Here is a 16,657-nt window from a genome sequence, read left to right on the forward strand (position 1 = left end):
TTAGAAGTGATAATATGGTAATAACCAATAAACTATTAGAGGCTTCTTACAAACGTAGGGAGCTATTCTTTTGTGAAATAGGAGGTGGCAGGTGACATGGTATGACACAAATAACTGAAAAACAAAGACGTTTTGCTGATGAGTATGTGAAATCGGGTAATATATCGGCTTCATATAAAATCGCCTACAATAACGTAAAAAAGGATTCAGCAGCAAGAGCCTCCGGGAGCAGACTGCTAACAAATGCTAACGTGAGATCTTATATTGATGAACGTTTAGAGCAGTTGAAGAAAGAGTCGATCGCAGAGCAAGATGAGATCCTTCAGTTTCTCACTTCTGTGATGCGCGGAGAATACACCGAACAGATACCAGTGGGTATAGGAGAAGGTGCCCAGCAGTTAGAGGACAAGGACACCTACTTGAAAGATCGAGTTAAAGCAGCAGAGCTCTTAGGTAAGCGATATGTCATGTGGACCGATAAGCAACAAGTAGAGAACATTACACCAGTCTTTGTGGAGGATGTACCTGATGAAGACTAAGCAGAAAAGAACCTCCATTAAAAAGAAGATAGGTGGAGGGTACAACCGGTTCTGGAACAATAAGCAATTTTACCGGGTAGTTAAAGGATCCCGGGGGAGTAAGAAATCAAAAACGGCAGCATTAAATTTCATTCACCGGATCATGAAGTATTCCTGGGCAAACTTACTAGTTGTCCGGAGGTATTCTAACACCAACAAACAATCCACCTATACTGATTTAAAATGGGCAGCCACGCAATTAGGGGTTGCCCATTTATTTAAGTTCAATGAATCGATGCCAGAGATCACCTATATGCCTACTGGCCAGAAAATCTTGTTCAGGGGTCTTGATGATGAACTGAAGATTACTTCGATCACCGTGGATGTTGGCATCCTTTGTTGGGCTTGGTTTGAAGAATGCTACCAGATCGAAACGGAAGCCAAGTTTCGGACGGTGGTTGAATCGATACGTGGTAGCTATGATGATCCTGAGTTTTTTAAGCAAGTCACAGTAACGTTTAACCCGTGGTCCGAGAGACATTGGCTTAAGAAAGTATTTTTCGATGAAGGTACCCGGGAAAAAGATACATTTGCTATTACAACAACCTTCAGAGTAAATGAATGGCTGGATGATGTTGACCGTGCCAGATACGAGGATCTATATCGAACCAATCCTCGACGTGCCAGGATAGTCTGTGATGGCGATTGGGGAGTGGCAGAAGGGCTAGTCTTCGATAACTTCCATGTGGTTGATTTCGATATTCAACAAAAAATCAAAGAGATTCAAGAAACGGCTCATGGGATGGACTTTGGGTTTACGAATGATCCAACAACGTTACCGAGCTCCGTGGTAGATCTTAAGAATAAAGAGCTCTGGATCTACGATGAACATTATGAGAAAGCGATGTTAACTGAAGACATATACAAGATGATTGTGAGTAAAGGACTTCTTAAATCAGTCATTACAGCTGACTCTGCAGAACGTCGTTTGATTCAGGAATTAATTAATAAAGGTGTTCGAAGGATGCGAGCTTCAGTCAAAGGGAAAGGCAGCGTGAATCAGGGGATATTATTCATTCAAGGATTCAAGGTGTACATTCATCCAACATGTGAACACACGATTGAAGAATTTAATACGTATACGTTTGATCAGGATAAGGACGGTAAGTGGCTAAATACACCGGTTGATGCAAATAACCATATCATTGATGCACTCCGTTACAGCCTGGAGCAATACCATCTGGGAGTAGCTAAGAAAGACGATACGTACAATGCTTTAAAAGGATTGGGTTTATAGGAGGTGGAACATGAATCACGTAAATAATTTTGAGCTTGGAGAAAGCACAAGTGGAAATGCCGGGAAGAAGAGGCGGTTCAGTAAAGAGGCAAATATTCAGTATACGTTCGAGTCTGCAGAAGAGCTGGTGCAAGATACAAAGGAACTGTCTGCAATATTAAAACATCATATTGAACATCAACGTCCAAGGCTCACTGTCTTGGACGATTATTATCTTGGGGAGAATACGACGATTTCTGCAGCTAACCGGAGGAAAGAAGATGATAAGGCCGATCACCGGGCCAAGCACAATTATGCGAAGTATGTATCTAATTTCATGCAAGGATTCTTTGTTGGGGTTCCTGTGTCAGTCCGCCATAAGGACAAGTCCACTCAGGAAAAAATAAATGAAATCAACGAGACAATTGAAGATGCAGCACTTAATGCAGATATCGTTCTTGATCTTTCGATATATGGCCGGGCATATGAGCTGATACATCGGAACCAGCAGGATCAAACCAAAGTGTATTTGTCTTCACCGTTAGAAACCTTCCTAATCTATGACACGACGATTGAGAAGAACGTGATTGCTGGGATTCGATACTTCTCGGTGGGTTACGGTGGCGAACGAGGGATTAAAGTCATCCTTTATACAGACAAGAAGATTTACACGTATTTCACTTCAAACATGGGTGACTATAACCTGACGCTTAAAAGTGAGGTTGACCATCCGTTTGGGGAAGTACCAATTAATGAACACAGTAACAATCGTTTTCGCCAGGGGGACTTTGAGAATGTTCTCGACTTGATTGATTTGTATGATGCAGCTCAATCTGATACGGCAAACTATATGACTGATTTGAATGATGCAATGCTGAAGATTCTCGGTAATGTGGAACTGGATGCTGGGGAAGCAAAGAAGATGAAAGAAGCCAATATTATCTTCTTGAAGCCAACTCAAAACGCAGACGGTGCTGAAGGTCGAGTTGAAGCTGATTATATTTACAAGCAGTATGATGTGTCAGGTAGTGAGGCATATAAAGGCAGACTGCAAACAGACATTCATAAATTCACTAATACACCGGACTTGAATGACGAGAACTTTGCTGGCCAACAATCCGGTGAAGCGATGAAGTACAAGCTTTTCGGCTTGGAACAAATACGGATCAACAAAGAACGATTATTCAAAAGGTCTCTCAATCGTCGTTACAAGCTGATAAATAATGTCATGCACTTGGCGAGTGAAGCAGGAAAAGGGGAGTTTGAGGGGTTAACCTATAAATTTACCCCGAACCTTCCTAAGAGCACCAGAGAAGCAGTAGACATGTTTAATGCACTTGGAGGAGAGCTCTCCCAGGAAACGAAACTGAAGATCATTCCAATGATTGTAGAAAATCCAGAAGAGGAAGAAAAGAGAATTACAAGTGAAAGGGCCAAACAAAGACAATCGATGTCCTCCGAGTACATGAGGAATTGAGGTGTGGTAGATGCCAGAAGAAGAGAGTTATTGGGTGAAACGGGAAAGAGACAACATCAAGCGTGAACAAATGAAAGATGAAGAGGTATCAAGAAAATTAAAAGGGATCATCGATCATGCTCTTAGCGAGGTAGAAAAAGAAATCAATGCCTTTTATTCCCGGTACGCAGAAAAGAATACGATCTCTTTAGCCGAAGCTAAGAAGAGGGTGTCCGAATTTGATGTCCAATCATTTGAAAGAACAGCTGCACGATATGTGAGGGAGAAGGACTTCTCCCCGAAAGCGAATAAGGAACTCTTCACCTACAATACAAAGATGCGGATTAACCGTCAGGAGCTTCTCATGATGTATTTAAATGCTCACCTGGTATCAATGACGAATGAGCAAGAAAAGACTTTCCAAGATTATCTGGAGCAAGCTGGAATATCTGAAGTATTGAGGCAAGCCGGGATCTTAGGAGTCAACATGGCAATCACCACTCCAACTCTTAAATCGATTGTTGGAGCTTCTTTTTATGGGGCCAATTGGTCTTCAAGGATATGGGGAGATATGGAAGCCTTAAGAGAAGAATTGGACGTTATTATCAACAGTGCAATCGTCCGTGGTGTCCATCCAAATAGGTACATCAAAAAAATCCGAGAACGATTTGATGTCAGTTCATTTGAAGCTAAAAGGTTATTAATCACTGAAACTGCCAGGGTCCAGGTCGAAGCTCAAAAATTATCCTATCAGGCTGTTTCTAGTGATGATGAAGCTGAATATGAATATGTTGCTGTAATGGATGGGAAGACCACAAAGAAATGTAAACTGTTGAATAAGAAAAAATTCAAGGTGAAGGAAATGAAGCCAGGCATCAATGCACCACCCATGCACCCGTTTTGTAGGAGTTCAACGGCTCTTGACTTGGGAGACTGGAGAGAGGAATTTTTCGCAAGCGTGAAAGATAAATACACCTTATAAGAAATTTAGTGAGCGCGTCTTTAAGCACCAGACGTTATAAACAGGCTTATTTGTTTTGACTAAAAACGTGTGAGGACGTTAACGATGGGCACCTGCGTGTTGTTACGTGTTCATGGGTTAGGAGGAAATGAAAGTGACAGGACCAATTAATGTGTTTAATCCAGCAGCCTTTAAGAAACAGTTTGAACCCTTGAAACTAAATCTGCAGTATTTTTCCGAGCCGAATGACCCGCCTGCGGATCCACCAAACTCCGATGATCCACCAAGCGATCCACCGGCAAAGCTTGAGCTTTCTGAAGAGGAACTTCAAAAGAAGATTGAAGCTGAGTCAGACCGTAAGCTTGCAAAGGCACTGGAGAAGAAACAGAAAGAGTGGGAAGACCAGCTCGATCAAAGAATTGCCGATGCCAAAAAGGATGCAGAACAATATGCCAAGATGACTCAGAAAGAAAGAGAAGATGCTGAATTTAAGAAGCGACTCGAAGCTCTTGATAAGCGAGAGCGTGAATTAAACACCAAGCAGCTTCGTTCTGAAGTAGAAACAGATTTAAAAGATGAGGGACTGCCGGCTGCGTTTGCTGAATCTCTTATCAAACTTGAGGACAACGAGAAAATCAAAGAAGCAGTGACGAGTATCAAAAAAGAATTCGATGCAGCAGTTAATAATGCAGTGAAGGAAAAGCTTCGTCAGGATCCACCTGAAACAGGCAGTTCAAAAATAACCAACAGCAGCCATACTTCAAAAGCAGAAATGGCCAGGAAGAACAGAATCATTAAATAAGAGGAGAGAGTCATATATGCCAAAACTATTAAAACTGGATATACAATTTTTCGCACAAACATTTAGCCCAGATAACGTAATGGTTCACGAAGCCAAAGATGGGACGATTCCGGATAAGTACAACACCATGATCTTGAATGATGTAATGGAAAAATCCAAGATCATGCAGCTGGGCGTTTATGAGGAAATGACGGATAAGGAAAAGACATTCGAATATTTTGCAGAAGGACCAGGGGCTTACTGGGTAGGTGAGACTGAGAAGATTCAAACTTCAAAACCAACTTTGCTTCAAGTAAAGATGACGGCCAAGAAGCTGGGTGTCATTCTACCAGTTTCCCGTGAGTATCTACAGTACAGGGTTTCAAATTTCTTTGAAATCATGCGTCCAAAGATTGCAGAGGCATTCTATAAGAAGTTTGATGAAGCAGGAATCCTGAATGTAGCAAACCCATTCACTCAATCGATTGAACAATCTGTAACAGCAGCAGAAAACATCGTTTATGACGGGATCACTTACGACAATATCCTGGCAGTAGAAGATGAGCTTTTTGAGAATGATGTAGAGCCTAATGCATGGATATCCAAAGTGCAAAACCATACTGCTTTAAGGAATGCACAAAAAGCTGAAAATGGAACATTGCAATCATTGTATGACCGTTCAAACAATACGATTGATGGGCTGCCGGCAGTGGATTTGAAATCTGCTAATCTTTCAAAAGGTACTCTTTACGCTGGGGATTTTGATCAATTGCGTTATGGTATTCCTTTTAACATTGATTATGCAATTTCAGAGGAAGCTCAACTGTCGACCATTACCAACGCGGATGGTTCACCTATCAACTTGTTTGAGCAAGAGATGGTTGCCCTGCGTGCCACTATGGATGTTGGTTTGATGATCATAAAAGATGAAGCCTTTGCTAAATTAGTCCCAGGTCCTGCCCCAGCAGCGTAATAACCATTTATCAAAGAGAGGATGATTAGGAATGCCTTACAAAGTGATACGAGCTTTCAGAGATATAGAAGATGATCATCGCGTTTATCGAAAGGGAGATACCTTCCCTTCTAAGGGTAAAGTAAGCAAGGAACGGATCTCGGAATTATCAAGCACAGAAAATAAAGTCGGGAAGCCATTGATTGAGCAATTGGGAGTGGGGTCAGAAGAAGCCGACCAAGAGCCTGAAGGATCAAATCAATCTCCTGAAGAAAGTGAATTTCCGAAGCATACAGGCGGCCCTTGGTATGTGCTGTCAAACGGAGAAAAAATTCAGGGTAAAGAAGAAGCAATTGCTGCAGAAGCAGAATTGAAGTGATTGAATGACGATTAAAGAAAACGTCAAGATTATAGTAGGCGTTCAAGATGACCTTCAAGACAGCCAGATTGATAGATTGATTGCAAATGTAGAAGCTAGATTATTGGTCTGGTTAAAACAAAATGCTGGGATGACAGCGATACCAGAGGAGTTAATGTTCATTGTTGAGGAGCTGGTCGTGAACCGGTATAACAAGATTGGTAGTGAAGGAATGAAGTCAGAATCCATCGAGGGAAGGTCCGTTTCATTTACAGAAGACGACTTTAAACCCTATCAGTCTATCTTAGAAACGTATATTCCTAAAACCGAGACTGCAGGAAAGGTAATGTTCTTCTGATGAGATACTCCGATCGGGTAACACTTCATAAAGTTTTAGGCAGGGCTTATGATCCTTCTGTCGGAAAGACAGTTGTTGAGGTGGATGAGGGTGTTACATTATCCTGCAACACTTCTCCAATCAGCTTGGAAAGAGTGAAAGTTATATTCGGTTCCTTAGACAAGCAAATCACCACTGTGAGGCTACAGAGACCATATAAACATGAAGTTGATAAAGCTGTCATTAACGGTAATAAATACAACGTTCTCCGGCATGTGCCATACAGGTCTGAGAGCGTTTTGTTTTTGGAAGGGGTGAGCGAGTGGACTTAGATGGATTGGACGCCTTGCTTGCAAAGCTTGACCGGATGGATAGGGAGATTGAAGGTGATGTCGGGACAATCGTGAAGAACAACACCATTGAAATGACTCAGAAGGTAGTTAAGAACGCTGAATTTACTCAAGGTTATCAAACTGGCTACACCAAGAGAAACATTGAAACGAAGATAGTTAGTAATCTTGTCGGTAAAACAATCAGTAAATCCGAACACTCCGGCTACCTGGAATTCGGAACAAGGTTCATGGATGCACAACCATTCATCTTTCCTGGATTCTACAATCAGAAAAAGCAGTTCCTTGATGATTTAAATAGACTTGTAAAGTAGGTGAGTAGATGAAGTCACCAAAAATTCAACTGTTCAATGCAGTATTCAATAACTCTCTTAATCTGGGATATAACACATACGATTATCTTCCAGGGAAAGACGAGGAAGTTCCTTATCCATTTGTGCATGTAGCTGGACAGGTAGGTTCTGATGTCATAAATAACAAACAAGTGATCACCGGTAATCTATCGCAAACCATTCATGTTTGGGAGATGGCCAATAATCGAGTCCACTTTGCCGAAATGATTTATAATCTCGAAATGGCCTTGCGAAGGCTGGCACAACTCGATAATTACTACGTGAGGCTGGTCTCTCTTGATTCAAATGAAATCTTTGATAATACAACGACTGACAATCTGTTGCATGGAGTGATCCAGGCAGAATACAGAATTACCTAATAAGGAGGTAGTAGCATGGCCAACATAGCAAAAGGAGTACACAAAGTGCTCTATTTTCGGAAACTCGGTGAGGCTGCAGAGGGTGCAAAGCTTGTGTTTCAAACCGAACACTCAAAGTCTTATTCCCGCGACCGGGAATCAACCGTCACGAAGGATGGCAGCGTATCAGGCTCTGGAGCACTTGAAGATGAAGTAAGTATCTCGGCACTTCAGGCTGAAACGGATCCTACATTTACAATGCTAAGTGATTCCATTGTGGATGACTATCCAGTAGAAATGTGGGAAGTGGATTTGGCGGATAAAGTAGAGGATGAGGTTAATCCAGGTACTTTCACATTTGGAGCTGAATACCGACAAGGCTACATCACGGAATGGGAAACAACGAATCCTGCAGAGGATGATCCAGAGGTAAGTGGAACGTTTGTTACTCAGTTCAAAAGGCAGAAAGGACGTGTCAGCCTTCCGGAGGCAGACATTGAAACATTAGGATACGTCTTTCATGACGTGCTGGCGGACGATGTTGCTGATGATGGACTGGGTACACCTCCAGAAGCATAAGACGGACGAAGAGGGGAAGAACCCCCTCTTTTTTATTTTGACAATTTGAGGAGGAATAGATTTTGCATATCACATTTAACGGAAGAGACATCGAACTATCATTTGGACTTCGGACATTAACGACAATCGATCGTTCATTAGGGTTAGAAGTAGAAAATGTAAGTCTCGGACAAGGGCTTGAAACAATGTTGGTACCTGGCCTGCAGTCGGGAAATATCATTTGTTTGTATAAATTGATTCAGGCAGCTACTGCTCACGATAAGAAAAAGCCTAAGACAGAAGAGGACTTTGAATCAATCTTGAATGATATTGCTGAAAACGAAGGGCTGGATGAGTTCGCAGAGCAAGTCATGTATGAATTGGGAAAGCAACCTATGACCCGAAAGCTCGTTCCAGAAGAGTATCAAAAGGGGAAAGTCGTGAAGGAAGCGAGCAAGACAATAGAGGGTTAACCTACGACGAAGTGGTTATCTATTCAATGCGAAAGCTGAGGATGGAACGGTTGGTGGATGTGGAAGAGATGACATTGACCGAGTTTCATTATAAGCGATATGCACAGGAATATAAGGAAATCGATGAAGAGTATAAGCTGCATAAATTAGCTTTCCTCATTCGCAATGCAGAAGCAAAGATAAATAAAGGAACAGAAAAGAAACCGAAAGAGGAGTATGCCTTTAAAGAGTTCAAGGATTTCTTTGATTATGAGTCTATGCTGAAAGCAGTGGACGATGAATTAGCTTCAGGGAAGTCTATTGAAAAAACATCGAAGGATTTATCTCCTGCCCAAATTGCCCTACAAAGAAATTCGAGAAAGGGGTGACTAAATGTCCAATTACTCAGTAGAAGCAGAACTAAAAGCGAACATAACGAAATTCAGAAATGCAATTCAAAAAGCTAGGGATGTTACAAAACGATTTAAACAAGAATCTGAATCTGCAGAAGATACAACATTAAAGGCTGACATTAAACCTTTAAAACGAAACATCAAAGTTGCAAAGAAATTGATGGAGCGATTCACCAGGAAAAAAGCTGAAAAAGAAGTGGATGCTGATACCGTAAGCTTCTACAGGAAAATCAATAATTTAAGTGCAAAGGCTAAAGCACTCGCTCGAGAAAAAATCATTGTCCGAGTGGAGGCAAGGGTTGATAAGTTCCAAGGGAGAATCGATCGAATAGCTAAAACAATCAGCTCTGTTGGAATAGTAACGGGGAACTTCATTGGTGGTGGTTTATTAGCAGCATTACCTGCTTTAGTACCAATCATTGCAAGTTTAACTGGGGCTCTTGGAGGTTTAGTCACTTCTTTTGCCGCGGCCGGCACCGGGGCGATCTTGTTTGGGAGTGTAGCGACGTCAGCTTTAAACGATGTGTTTGAAGCTAATAAGACGATTAAGGACTTACGTGAAGAGCTTGCGAATACGACTGATTTAGAAAAACGTGCTGAAATCTTAAAAGAGATCGAGCAAGCCCAGGCTAGCTTATCCAAAGAGCAGCAACGAGGATTGAAAGCCGTTCAAAACTTCAGCAAGTTTTGGGGTAAATTCACAAAGCAGTTTGAGAAGCCAGTGATGGATATTTTCGTCCGGAGTCTAAGTCAGCTTCAGTCTCTGTTAAAAAACTTAAAGCCGGCTTTTGACGGAGCAATCAAGGCGGTCGATACACTTTCTAAAGGTTTCAGTTCTTCTATGAAGACTAAAGAGTTCAAAGACTTCATTAAATTTCTGAATGATAATGTTGGTCCATCGATGGAAGCAATGGGGAAATCATTTTTTAATGTCATGCAAGGAATCATGAATTTAATGGTCGCTTTCACTCCTCTATCGCAGGATATGCAAGGCGGGCTGGTTGGCTTAACTGAAAGGTTCGCAGCCTGGTCATCCAAATTAGAAGAATCAAAAGGGTTTCAAAACTTTATCAAGTATGTGAGAGAAAACGGGCCAAAAGTTATGGCATTGATCGGGAATCTTACTGATTTCTTAATCCAACTGGGGGTTGGGATGGCTCCACTGGGATCCAAGATTCTTGATCTAGTGAATGGATTCTTAAGTTGGTCATCAGAAATGATGAAAACCTATCCGTTAATTGGTCAGGTGATTAGTTGGATGCTATCACTTTCTGGTGTATTGATTTCATTAACTCCACTTATCATTCTTGTGAAAACAGCCTTCGGAGGAATGGCAACATTTATATGGCTTAAGACAGGCATGATGCGAGCGAAATTGGTCACCGGAATCTCGATGATGATTAAATCATTAGGACAGTTTGTTGTCCAAGTGGTAACTACGGTGGCGAAATTTATAGCTCAATCAGTCATTTTCATTGCTCGATGGACTTGGATGGGAATACAAGCGTTACTTCACGGGGCGAAGGTGGCTGCTGCATGGACACTGGCTACCGGTCAGAAGATGGCCATTGCAATAGCTAAAATGATAGCAACTTCAGCAGTTTTCGTTGCCAAATGGGCATGGATGGGTGTTCAAGCTTTGTTTCATGCTGCAAGAATGGCTGCTGCCTGGTTTATCGCGCTTGGCCCGATTGGATGGGTGACTGCTGCGGTGATTGCGCTGGTTGTGTTGATCATTGCCAACTGGGACAATGTGAAGAAATGGACTTTGAAAATCTGGTCGGCCGTTTGGTCATGGATAAGTGATATCGCATCGAAAATCCATTCATGGGTTTCCGATAAATTCAGCCAGCTACTAAATGCGGTCAGAAGCTACATGCAAATGGCATTGTCTAATATCAAGGCAGTCTGGTCCTTTATTAAAAGCACGTTTAAAAATGCTCTAAATTTCTTGGTTGCTCTGTTAACTGGAGATTTTGAGGGGATGGTCAGTGCTGTGAGGAATCAGCTTGGTAACATGGAGAACCTTGTTGAAAATATATTATGGAACATCACTGATTTTTTCAAAAGTATCGATCTTTATGAATCAGGGAAAGCGATTATCCAGAGTGCAATCGATGGTTTAGCTGCGATGAAAGGGAAGATTCTTAGCAAGGTAGAAAACATAGTCGGAGCAGTCAGGGACTTCTGGCCATTCTCTCCTGCCAAGCGCGGACCTTTGAGTGATATTCATAGAATGGACTTTTAAGGTCCAATTCGGACATCAATTGAAAAAGCTAAGTCTCCTCTAGTACGTGCGACTGCTAAACTTGCAAGTGGTGTCAGGACAGCTTTTAATCCTGAACTGTCAGTAAACTCAGCAAGCATCCGGTCAAGTTTAAAGGGTCTGAAAAGAAGCAGCACTGCTCAAGTAAGCAGCGCGGTTAACACAGAAGTCAAAGTGAATAACAAACAACCAGCCTATATCTACTTACAGATGGGCCGGGAAACATACCAAACTTTTGTTGATGATATCACAGAGGTCCAAACAAGGGAGCTTGATACCTTAAATAGTTTTAGATAGGAGGTACTTTATGTACGGATTTGTAAACTTGACAGAACGGGGTACACAAAGTACCTCTTTGTCTATCCAAACGGTGTTTAACGGCATTAATTTTGATTCAGCGTTAAGCGATGATGAAGGAAGCTTCACAACATTGACTGTATCCGGAAGAGCTAACCTAACGAACCGCATTAATACGTTTGAAGTGCCTGGTATGGATGGACTTATGGAATCTAACGAACACAGTACGGGAGAAAGAGAAATTACGGTTAAGTATAAGATAAGTGACAAGACAAACGAGGGTTTCAGAAGACGGACCACCCTATTGAATAGTCTGTTAGGTGGATCTAAGAAGGAACTTTCCTTTACCGATGAGGATGTTGTCTATTATGCTTCCCTTTCAGTGAATGAGCTGCCGGAAGAAAACAGTAATAGTTTGATAGGGACTCTGACATTTCTATGTTCTGATCCTAAGAAGTATGGTCCCGAAAAACCAATTGTTTTTGCTGGGGACTCCGCAGTTATCAACACATCGGGATCTGCAGAGTCCAATCCAGTTTTTGAATTGGAAGTCCTGGCGCCGATCACATTTGCCATGATCCAGAATCAATTTGATGAATATATGATGATTGGCCGGCCGGCACCGGTGGAGAGTACCCCTAAAGAAGAATACACTCTCATCCTTGCCGACTTGATGAATACATTGACCGGCTGGGCTGCTGCTACAACAGTGACTAATGGATATATTCGTGGTGAGATTGAAACAGATGGAGGAAGCTTCAGGCCAAAAAGCTTTGGGACAGCTGTAGCTCCCGAAAAGTGGCAGGGGCCAGGACTTGTAAAGTCTCTTCCTGAAGAAGTTCAAGATTTTGAAATGGATTGTATTCTTCGGAATAATAATGTCGGCTGGGGGACGGGGATGGTGGAAGTGTATCTATTAGATGCTCTTGACCGCCAAGTGGCCCGTATCCATATGTCTGATTCCTTCCAAGGGTCAGACCGAATACACGGGAGAGTTCAACTAGGGTATGACGAATATCAACGCTTTCCTATAAACACAGCTGCCCCAGGTAACATTAAAAATTGGAACAACTTTTACGGCTTGATGAAACTGCAACGTCGGGGAAACCGGTGGTGGTTCTACTTCGCTAAGATTGTGAATGGGAAGAGGGTTTATGTCCAACAACAACACTATATTCCCCCTGTCGAAGGTATATTTGAAGATAAGATAGCCAAAATACAGGTGGTCTTCCGAAAGTGGCCGAATACAGGAGCAACCCGGATGAATATATACAACCTTAAAGTTTGGCGGATCAATAGTTTAAAAGAAGATGAGATTCCGATCATTGCAGATGTAGGAGATAAAATTACATTTGATCATAAAAATGAAGAAATATTAATTAACGGGGAAGATGCCAAGAGTTATAAAGACTTTGGGGCATCTTATTTTACGTTGAAAAAAGGTGAGAATCAGATGATTGTCCATCCAAGCAATTCTTTTAATGTTTCCGGTACTTATAGAGAGTCATACAAGTAAGGAGGGTAGAATATGACGCAGATCCATATTTTAGAGCATCAGACTGATCAGATTTTAGATATCATTACGACAAAAAATATTCTGTCCAACAAACACAGGAAATCGTTAAAAGATAACCTGGAGACATTTGATTTTACAACCTTTGCCGATAAGCCGTTCGCCTCCCACCTTACCAAACGGAAACGGGTCATCATACCGGATGAGGAGAATCGATTCGTTGAACTAATCATCAATGAAACATTAAAGTATCGATCCCGAGAGGGTTTGCTAAGCGAAGTTTATACTACAGCAAGTTATCTTGAACTGAAAAAGGCTAAAGTAATCAGCCCCACATCATTGACCGGTTCAGCAGAAAATCATGTTCAGTTTGCCATATCAGGCACGGAATACCAGGTCGGGAATATTGCGTATGCAGGTGCGAAAGAAATTGTCATAGAAACTCACACGAATCCTTTCAGTCTGTTGAAGCGCATTGCCAATACATTTGGATTAGAACTTGCTTTTCGTATCGAAACGGAAGGCAATCGAGTCACTGGACGGTATGTCGATATGGTTGAAAGAGTAGGGGATTGGAATGGAAGAGAAGCTACTTTCGGTAAAGACCTAATCGAAGTGAAACGGCGGGAAAAAGATGAAGTGGTAACGGCTCTCCTCGGTCTCGGACCTGAGAGGGAAGACGGGACGCGGCTTGAAGTCCTGGTGGAGGATAAGGAAGCCCTTGCTCGATGGGGAAGGAACGGGAAGCATTTAATCGAACCATATGAGCCACAGTCGACCGATCAGGACATGACCGAAGAAAGACTGACCGCGTTAACCGAAAACGAGCTGGAAAAGCGCGTTAAGGATATGGTGGAATATGAATCGACAATCACAGACTTAGAGCATGTGCCAGGACTCGAGAATCAAAAGATCCGGTTCGGTGACATAATCAAAATTAAAGACGAAAAGTTCAATCCTCCTCTTTATCTGGAAGCCCGGGTGCATACCCAAGAACGATCGATCACGCAAAAAACTAAAAAGAAAGTCATTCTGGGTGACTACATTGAATACACCGAGGCAGAGGTTAAATCCATTTGGAACTCCATTCAAGATCAAATCAGGAAAAAGTTCGCCCGAATGTTAGTCACAACGGTGGTGTCCAGTGCCGGAGAAGTTTTCAAAAATGGATCCGGAACTACTACTTTAAAAGCCAGGGTATTTCTATCTGGCCAAGAAGTAGATGAGGACGGAGCGAATTATACTTACGTTTGGAACAAGCGGGATAAAGACGGTATTCCAGTATCGGGTTTTAACTATAGCGGGAAAAACCTCATCGTTTCTGCAGCGGACATTGATGAGAAAGCGACGTTTACTGTAGATGTCATTCAAGATTCACTTCTCTCAATCGGAAGGATTACCATTACAAATGTTTTTGATGGAGAGCAGGGAATCCCGGGCGAGCCGGGAGACGACGGTCGTACCCCGTTTTTTCATACAGCTTGGGCGAATGATTCCACAGGGACATCGGGGTTCTCTACCTCTGATTCTACTAATAAATTGTATATCGGTACGTATACCGATTTTTCTTCTGCAGATAGTAATGATCCAAGCGAGTATAATTGGGTGAAAATCAAAGGGGAACGTGGACCGCAGGGCCCGGAAGGACCGATCGGGCCAAATGAAATCAACGATAACACCAACTTCTCGGACAAGTTTTCAACCATCGGTAACAACTATTATTATCATAATGCACTAAGTGCAGGAGGCTGGTATCGAATTGCTGTCAACAACGGCAGCCGAGCATACGCGAAGTTTATCCTTGTCGATCGAACTTCAGGCAACCATCAAACTGTTAGTTTTGAAGCAACTGTAAATTACAATAATAATCCGAAGATATCTGTTATTTCTTCTTCACGATACAGTTCTTCCATTCCTTTTAGTAAAGCCAGGATCTTAACAAATACCACTTATGATGATGTTTATCTTGAGGTTTTTGTAAATACAAGCAGATATCCTACAAGTTCTCATTGTTACATTACTGAGAACGTTCAAACCACCGGCTGGGAAGGTGTTGACTGGACAAGTGGAAATGTTCCTTCTGGATATTCAGTCTATGAAGTTAGTGTGGATATGGACGGAACAGCAACGGAAAAAGCAGACAACGCCTTCGAAAGAGCAGAAGACGCAGAGCAGAATGCTAAAGGGCATGCAGATGCAGTTTCGGAAGCAGCATACCTTGATGCTTTAGCAGATGCCGAGGAATACGCAGATCAAAACGCTGTGATGAAAGGCCAAACATATAACGGAGTCAGCATTACGAATCAAGACGGATTTGTAACTGCCAGAAGTGATGGATTGGTTCGGACAGTTTCCAATTCTACTCTGGGATACGTTATCCAGCGAAGAGCCTCAACCAGCCAATCATGGCAAGATGTCCTATACTTTGATACTGCCGGAAACATCAAGTTTGCTGGAGAGCTTGTTGGGGCCAGTGGAACGTTTGATGGAAAAGTAAGTTCAGATAATGGCAATGGTAGTAAAGTTATCTTAAATGACGGGGTGCTACAGTCATACCGTAACGGGGTACCGGTTCTCCGGGCAGACGAAGACGGTCTTCGAATATATGATCAAACCGGTAGTCTCGTAGGTAACATGCGTGATGGCTATGACATTACAGACGGAGACCCTGGACTTGACATCCATAGTTACATTAGCCACTTAGTTCTTGGATTCCGGTCTTCCGACGGGATTGCGAAGAACTGGTTAAAATTAGATTACGATAAGCGCTCTACTAGCTTATACGGAGCCAATCGTCCTGGCTATGACGACGGTGCGCTGTCTTTAAAATCAACATACCAAGGTGGTACGGCTAACGGGTATGTACCTGAAATACGTGTCAACAACTACACGGACTCCGGTGGTACTCGTTGGTCTAATGTACTCTTGCTTACCGGTCGTGACAACTTATCACCGGCTAACACCCATCGCACAGGTTTCGAGGTTTGGCAGTACACAGGTTCCGGTACAGGTGCAAGTAAGTTAATGTTCCGATCCGATACATATGATGACGGATGGGACTACTTCGAAATGTTCACTGACCGAGCATATTTGCCAATGAAGACGTTATTAAAGTCAAAGTCAAGTGGCTCATTTGCAGCAATAGGAGCAAAGCTTGAACCTGAACTTACAAACGTGCATGGATCACTTGATGGTAACCTGGTGACTTGGTTCGGCCGTACGAAAATTACGGCTGGATCATCCTCAAGCAATTACTTTGGACCGTTGAGTTTTTCATTCAGTGGTGCTGAAAATATCTTTTGGGTGATGGCTCAACCTTATAACGGTAACTCAACGTATTTCAATGCACGGGTATACAATGTAAGCGCCACGGGTTTCGATGTGTACCTGGGCAATCCGGCCAACCGTGACCGAAGTGGGATATCGATCGATATTAACTTGATGGTGGTTTATGAGCCATCGTAAAGGAGGAGATTAA

At 42.4% G+C, this 16,657-nt stretch carries 16 protein-coding genes; all 16 read left to right on the forward strand.

Features of this window, described 5'->3' with window-relative positions:
* Positions 1–101: 101 nt before the first annotated feature.
* The 16 genes from BHE18_RS09990 (at position 102) to BHE18_RS10070 (ending at position 16,644) form a co-directional block, all read left to right on the forward strand.
* Positions 102–539, forward strand: coding sequence for a terminase small subunit (locus BHE18_RS09990; RefSeq protein WP_071618441.1), 438 nt, complete (start codon positions 102–104; stop codon positions 537–539).
* The gene (locus BHE18_RS09995; RefSeq protein WP_071618442.1) at positions 529–1,815 is read left to right on the forward strand and encodes a PBSX family phage terminase large subunit; all 1,287 of its coding nucleotides are present in this window, start codon (positions 529–531) and stop codon (positions 1,813–1,815) included. The genes BHE18_RS09990 and BHE18_RS09995 overlap by 11 nt, the downstream gene beginning before the upstream one ends.
* Before the next feature lie 10 nt (positions 1,816–1,825).
* Positions 1,826–3,271 carry a phage portal protein gene (locus tag BHE18_RS10000; RefSeq protein WP_071618443.1) on the forward strand — a complete coding sequence of 482 codons (1,446 nt, stop codon included), beginning with the start codon at positions 1,826–1,828 and terminating at the stop codon, positions 3,269–3,271.
* Positions 3,272–3,281: 10 nt separating this feature from the next.
* Positions 3,282–4,232, forward strand: coding sequence for a minor capsid protein (locus tag BHE18_RS10005; protein ID WP_071618444.1), 951 nt, complete (start codon positions 3,282–3,284; stop codon positions 4,230–4,232).
* Positions 4,233–4,365: 133 nt separating this feature from the next.
* Entirely contained in the window at positions 4,366–5,013 is a 648-nt protein-coding gene (locus tag BHE18_RS10010; RefSeq protein ID WP_171910692.1) for a DUF4355 domain-containing protein, read from the forward strand.
* Between the two features lie 16 nt (positions 5,014–5,029).
* A complete protein-coding gene (locus BHE18_RS10015) occupies positions 5,030–5,965 on the forward strand; it encodes a phage major capsid protein (RefSeq protein WP_071618446.1) in 936 nt (311 codons plus the stop codon).
* A gap of 31 nt (positions 5,966–5,996) precedes the next feature.
* On the forward strand, positions 5,997–6,323 hold the full coding sequence (locus tag BHE18_RS10020) for a hypothetical protein (RefSeq protein WP_058297752.1): 327 nt from the start codon (positions 5,997–5,999) through the stop codon (positions 6,321–6,323).
* Between the two features lie 4 nt (positions 6,324–6,327).
* Positions 6,328–6,660, forward strand: coding sequence for a phage head-tail connector protein (locus tag BHE18_RS10025; RefSeq protein ID WP_032087705.1), 333 nt, complete (start codon positions 6,328–6,330; stop codon positions 6,658–6,660).
* A 301-nt stretch (positions 6,661–6,961) separates the two neighbouring features.
* Entirely contained in the window at positions 6,962–7,303 is a 342-nt protein-coding gene (locus BHE18_RS10035) for an HK97-gp10 family putative phage morphogenesis protein (protein ID WP_032087707.1), read from the forward strand.
* Positions 7,304–7,311: 8 nt separating this feature from the next.
* Positions 7,312–7,701: a hypothetical protein gene (locus BHE18_RS10040; protein WP_032087708.1), complete on the forward strand. Its 390-nt coding sequence runs from the start codon at positions 7,312–7,314 to the stop codon at positions 7,699–7,701.
* 15 nt (positions 7,702–7,716) lie between these two features.
* Positions 7,717–8,259, forward strand: a complete 543-nt coding sequence (locus tag BHE18_RS10045; RefSeq protein ID WP_032087709.1) for a phage major tail protein, TP901-1 family — start codon at positions 7,717–7,719, stop codon at positions 8,257–8,259.
* A 62-nt stretch (positions 8,260–8,321) separates the two neighbouring features.
* Positions 8,322–8,711 (forward strand): tail assembly chaperone, encoded by a 390-nt coding sequence (locus tag BHE18_RS10050; protein WP_032087710.1) that lies wholly within the window; start codon positions 8,322–8,324, stop codon positions 8,709–8,711.
* Between the two features lie 26 nt (positions 8,712–8,737).
* On the forward strand, positions 8,738–9,079 hold the full coding sequence (locus BHE18_RS10055) for a hypothetical protein (RefSeq protein WP_071618447.1): 342 nt from the start codon (positions 8,738–8,740) through the stop codon (positions 9,077–9,079).
* Positions 9,080–9,083: 4 nt separating this feature from the next.
* Positions 9,084–11,351: a hypothetical protein gene (locus tag BHE18_RS10060; protein ID WP_071618448.1), complete on the forward strand. Its 2,268-nt coding sequence runs from the start codon at positions 9,084–9,086 to the stop codon at positions 11,349–11,351.
* Positions 11,352–11,676: 325 nt separating this feature from the next.
* Positions 11,677–13,182, forward strand: coding sequence for a distal tail protein Dit (locus BHE18_RS10065; RefSeq protein ID WP_071618449.1), 1,506 nt, complete (start codon positions 11,677–11,679; stop codon positions 13,180–13,182).
* 12 nt (positions 13,183–13,194) lie between these two features.
* Entirely contained in the window at positions 13,195–16,644 is a 3,450-nt protein-coding gene (locus BHE18_RS10070) for a phage tail spike protein (RefSeq protein WP_071618450.1), read from the forward strand.
* The last annotated feature ends 13 nt before the right edge of the window (positions 16,645–16,657 follow it).

The sequence above is a fragment of the Rossellomorea aquimaris genome (genome assembly GCF_001877785.1).
Taxonomy (GTDB): domain Bacteria; phylum Bacillota; class Bacilli; order Bacillales; family Bacillaceae_B; genus Rossellomorea; species Rossellomorea aquimaris_A.

Coding starts and splice junctions, on each gene's coding strand:
- BHE18_RS09990 (WP_071618441.1), top strand. CDS start 102: ATGACACAAATAACTGAAAAACAAAGACGTTTTGCTGATGAGTATGTG.
- BHE18_RS09995 (WP_071618442.1), top strand. CDS start 529: ATGAAGACTAAGCAGAAAAGAACCTCCATTAAAAAGAAGATAGGTGGA.
- BHE18_RS10000 (WP_071618443.1), top strand. CDS start 1,826: ATGAATCACGTAAATAATTTTGAGCTTGGAGAAAGCACAAGTGGAAAT.
- BHE18_RS10005 (WP_071618444.1), top strand. CDS start 3,282: ATGCCAGAAGAAGAGAGTTATTGGGTGAAACGGGAAAGAGACAACATC.
- BHE18_RS10015 (WP_071618446.1), top strand. CDS start 5,030: ATGCCAAAACTATTAAAACTGGATATACAATTTTTCGCACAAACATTT.
- BHE18_RS10020 (WP_058297752.1), top strand. CDS start 5,997: ATGCCTTACAAAGTGATACGAGCTTTCAGAGATATAGAAGATGATCAT.
- BHE18_RS10025 (WP_032087705.1), top strand. CDS start 6,328: ATGACGATTAAAGAAAACGTCAAGATTATAGTAGGCGTTCAAGATGAC.
- BHE18_RS10040 (WP_032087708.1), top strand. CDS start 7,312: ATGAAGTCACCAAAAATTCAACTGTTCAATGCAGTATTCAATAACTCT.
- BHE18_RS10045 (WP_032087709.1), top strand. CDS start 7,717: ATGGCCAACATAGCAAAAGGAGTACACAAAGTGCTCTATTTTCGGAAA.
- BHE18_RS10055 (WP_071618447.1), top strand. CDS start 8,738: ATGCGAAAGCTGAGGATGGAACGGTTGGTGGATGTGGAAGAGATGACA.
- BHE18_RS10060 (WP_071618448.1), top strand. CDS start 9,084: ATGTCCAATTACTCAGTAGAAGCAGAACTAAAAGCGAACATAACGAAA.
- BHE18_RS10065 (WP_071618449.1), top strand. CDS start 11,677: ATGTACGGATTTGTAAACTTGACAGAACGGGGTACACAAAGTACCTCT.
- BHE18_RS10070 (WP_071618450.1), top strand. CDS start 13,195: ATGACGCAGATCCATATTTTAGAGCATCAGACTGATCAGATTTTAGAT.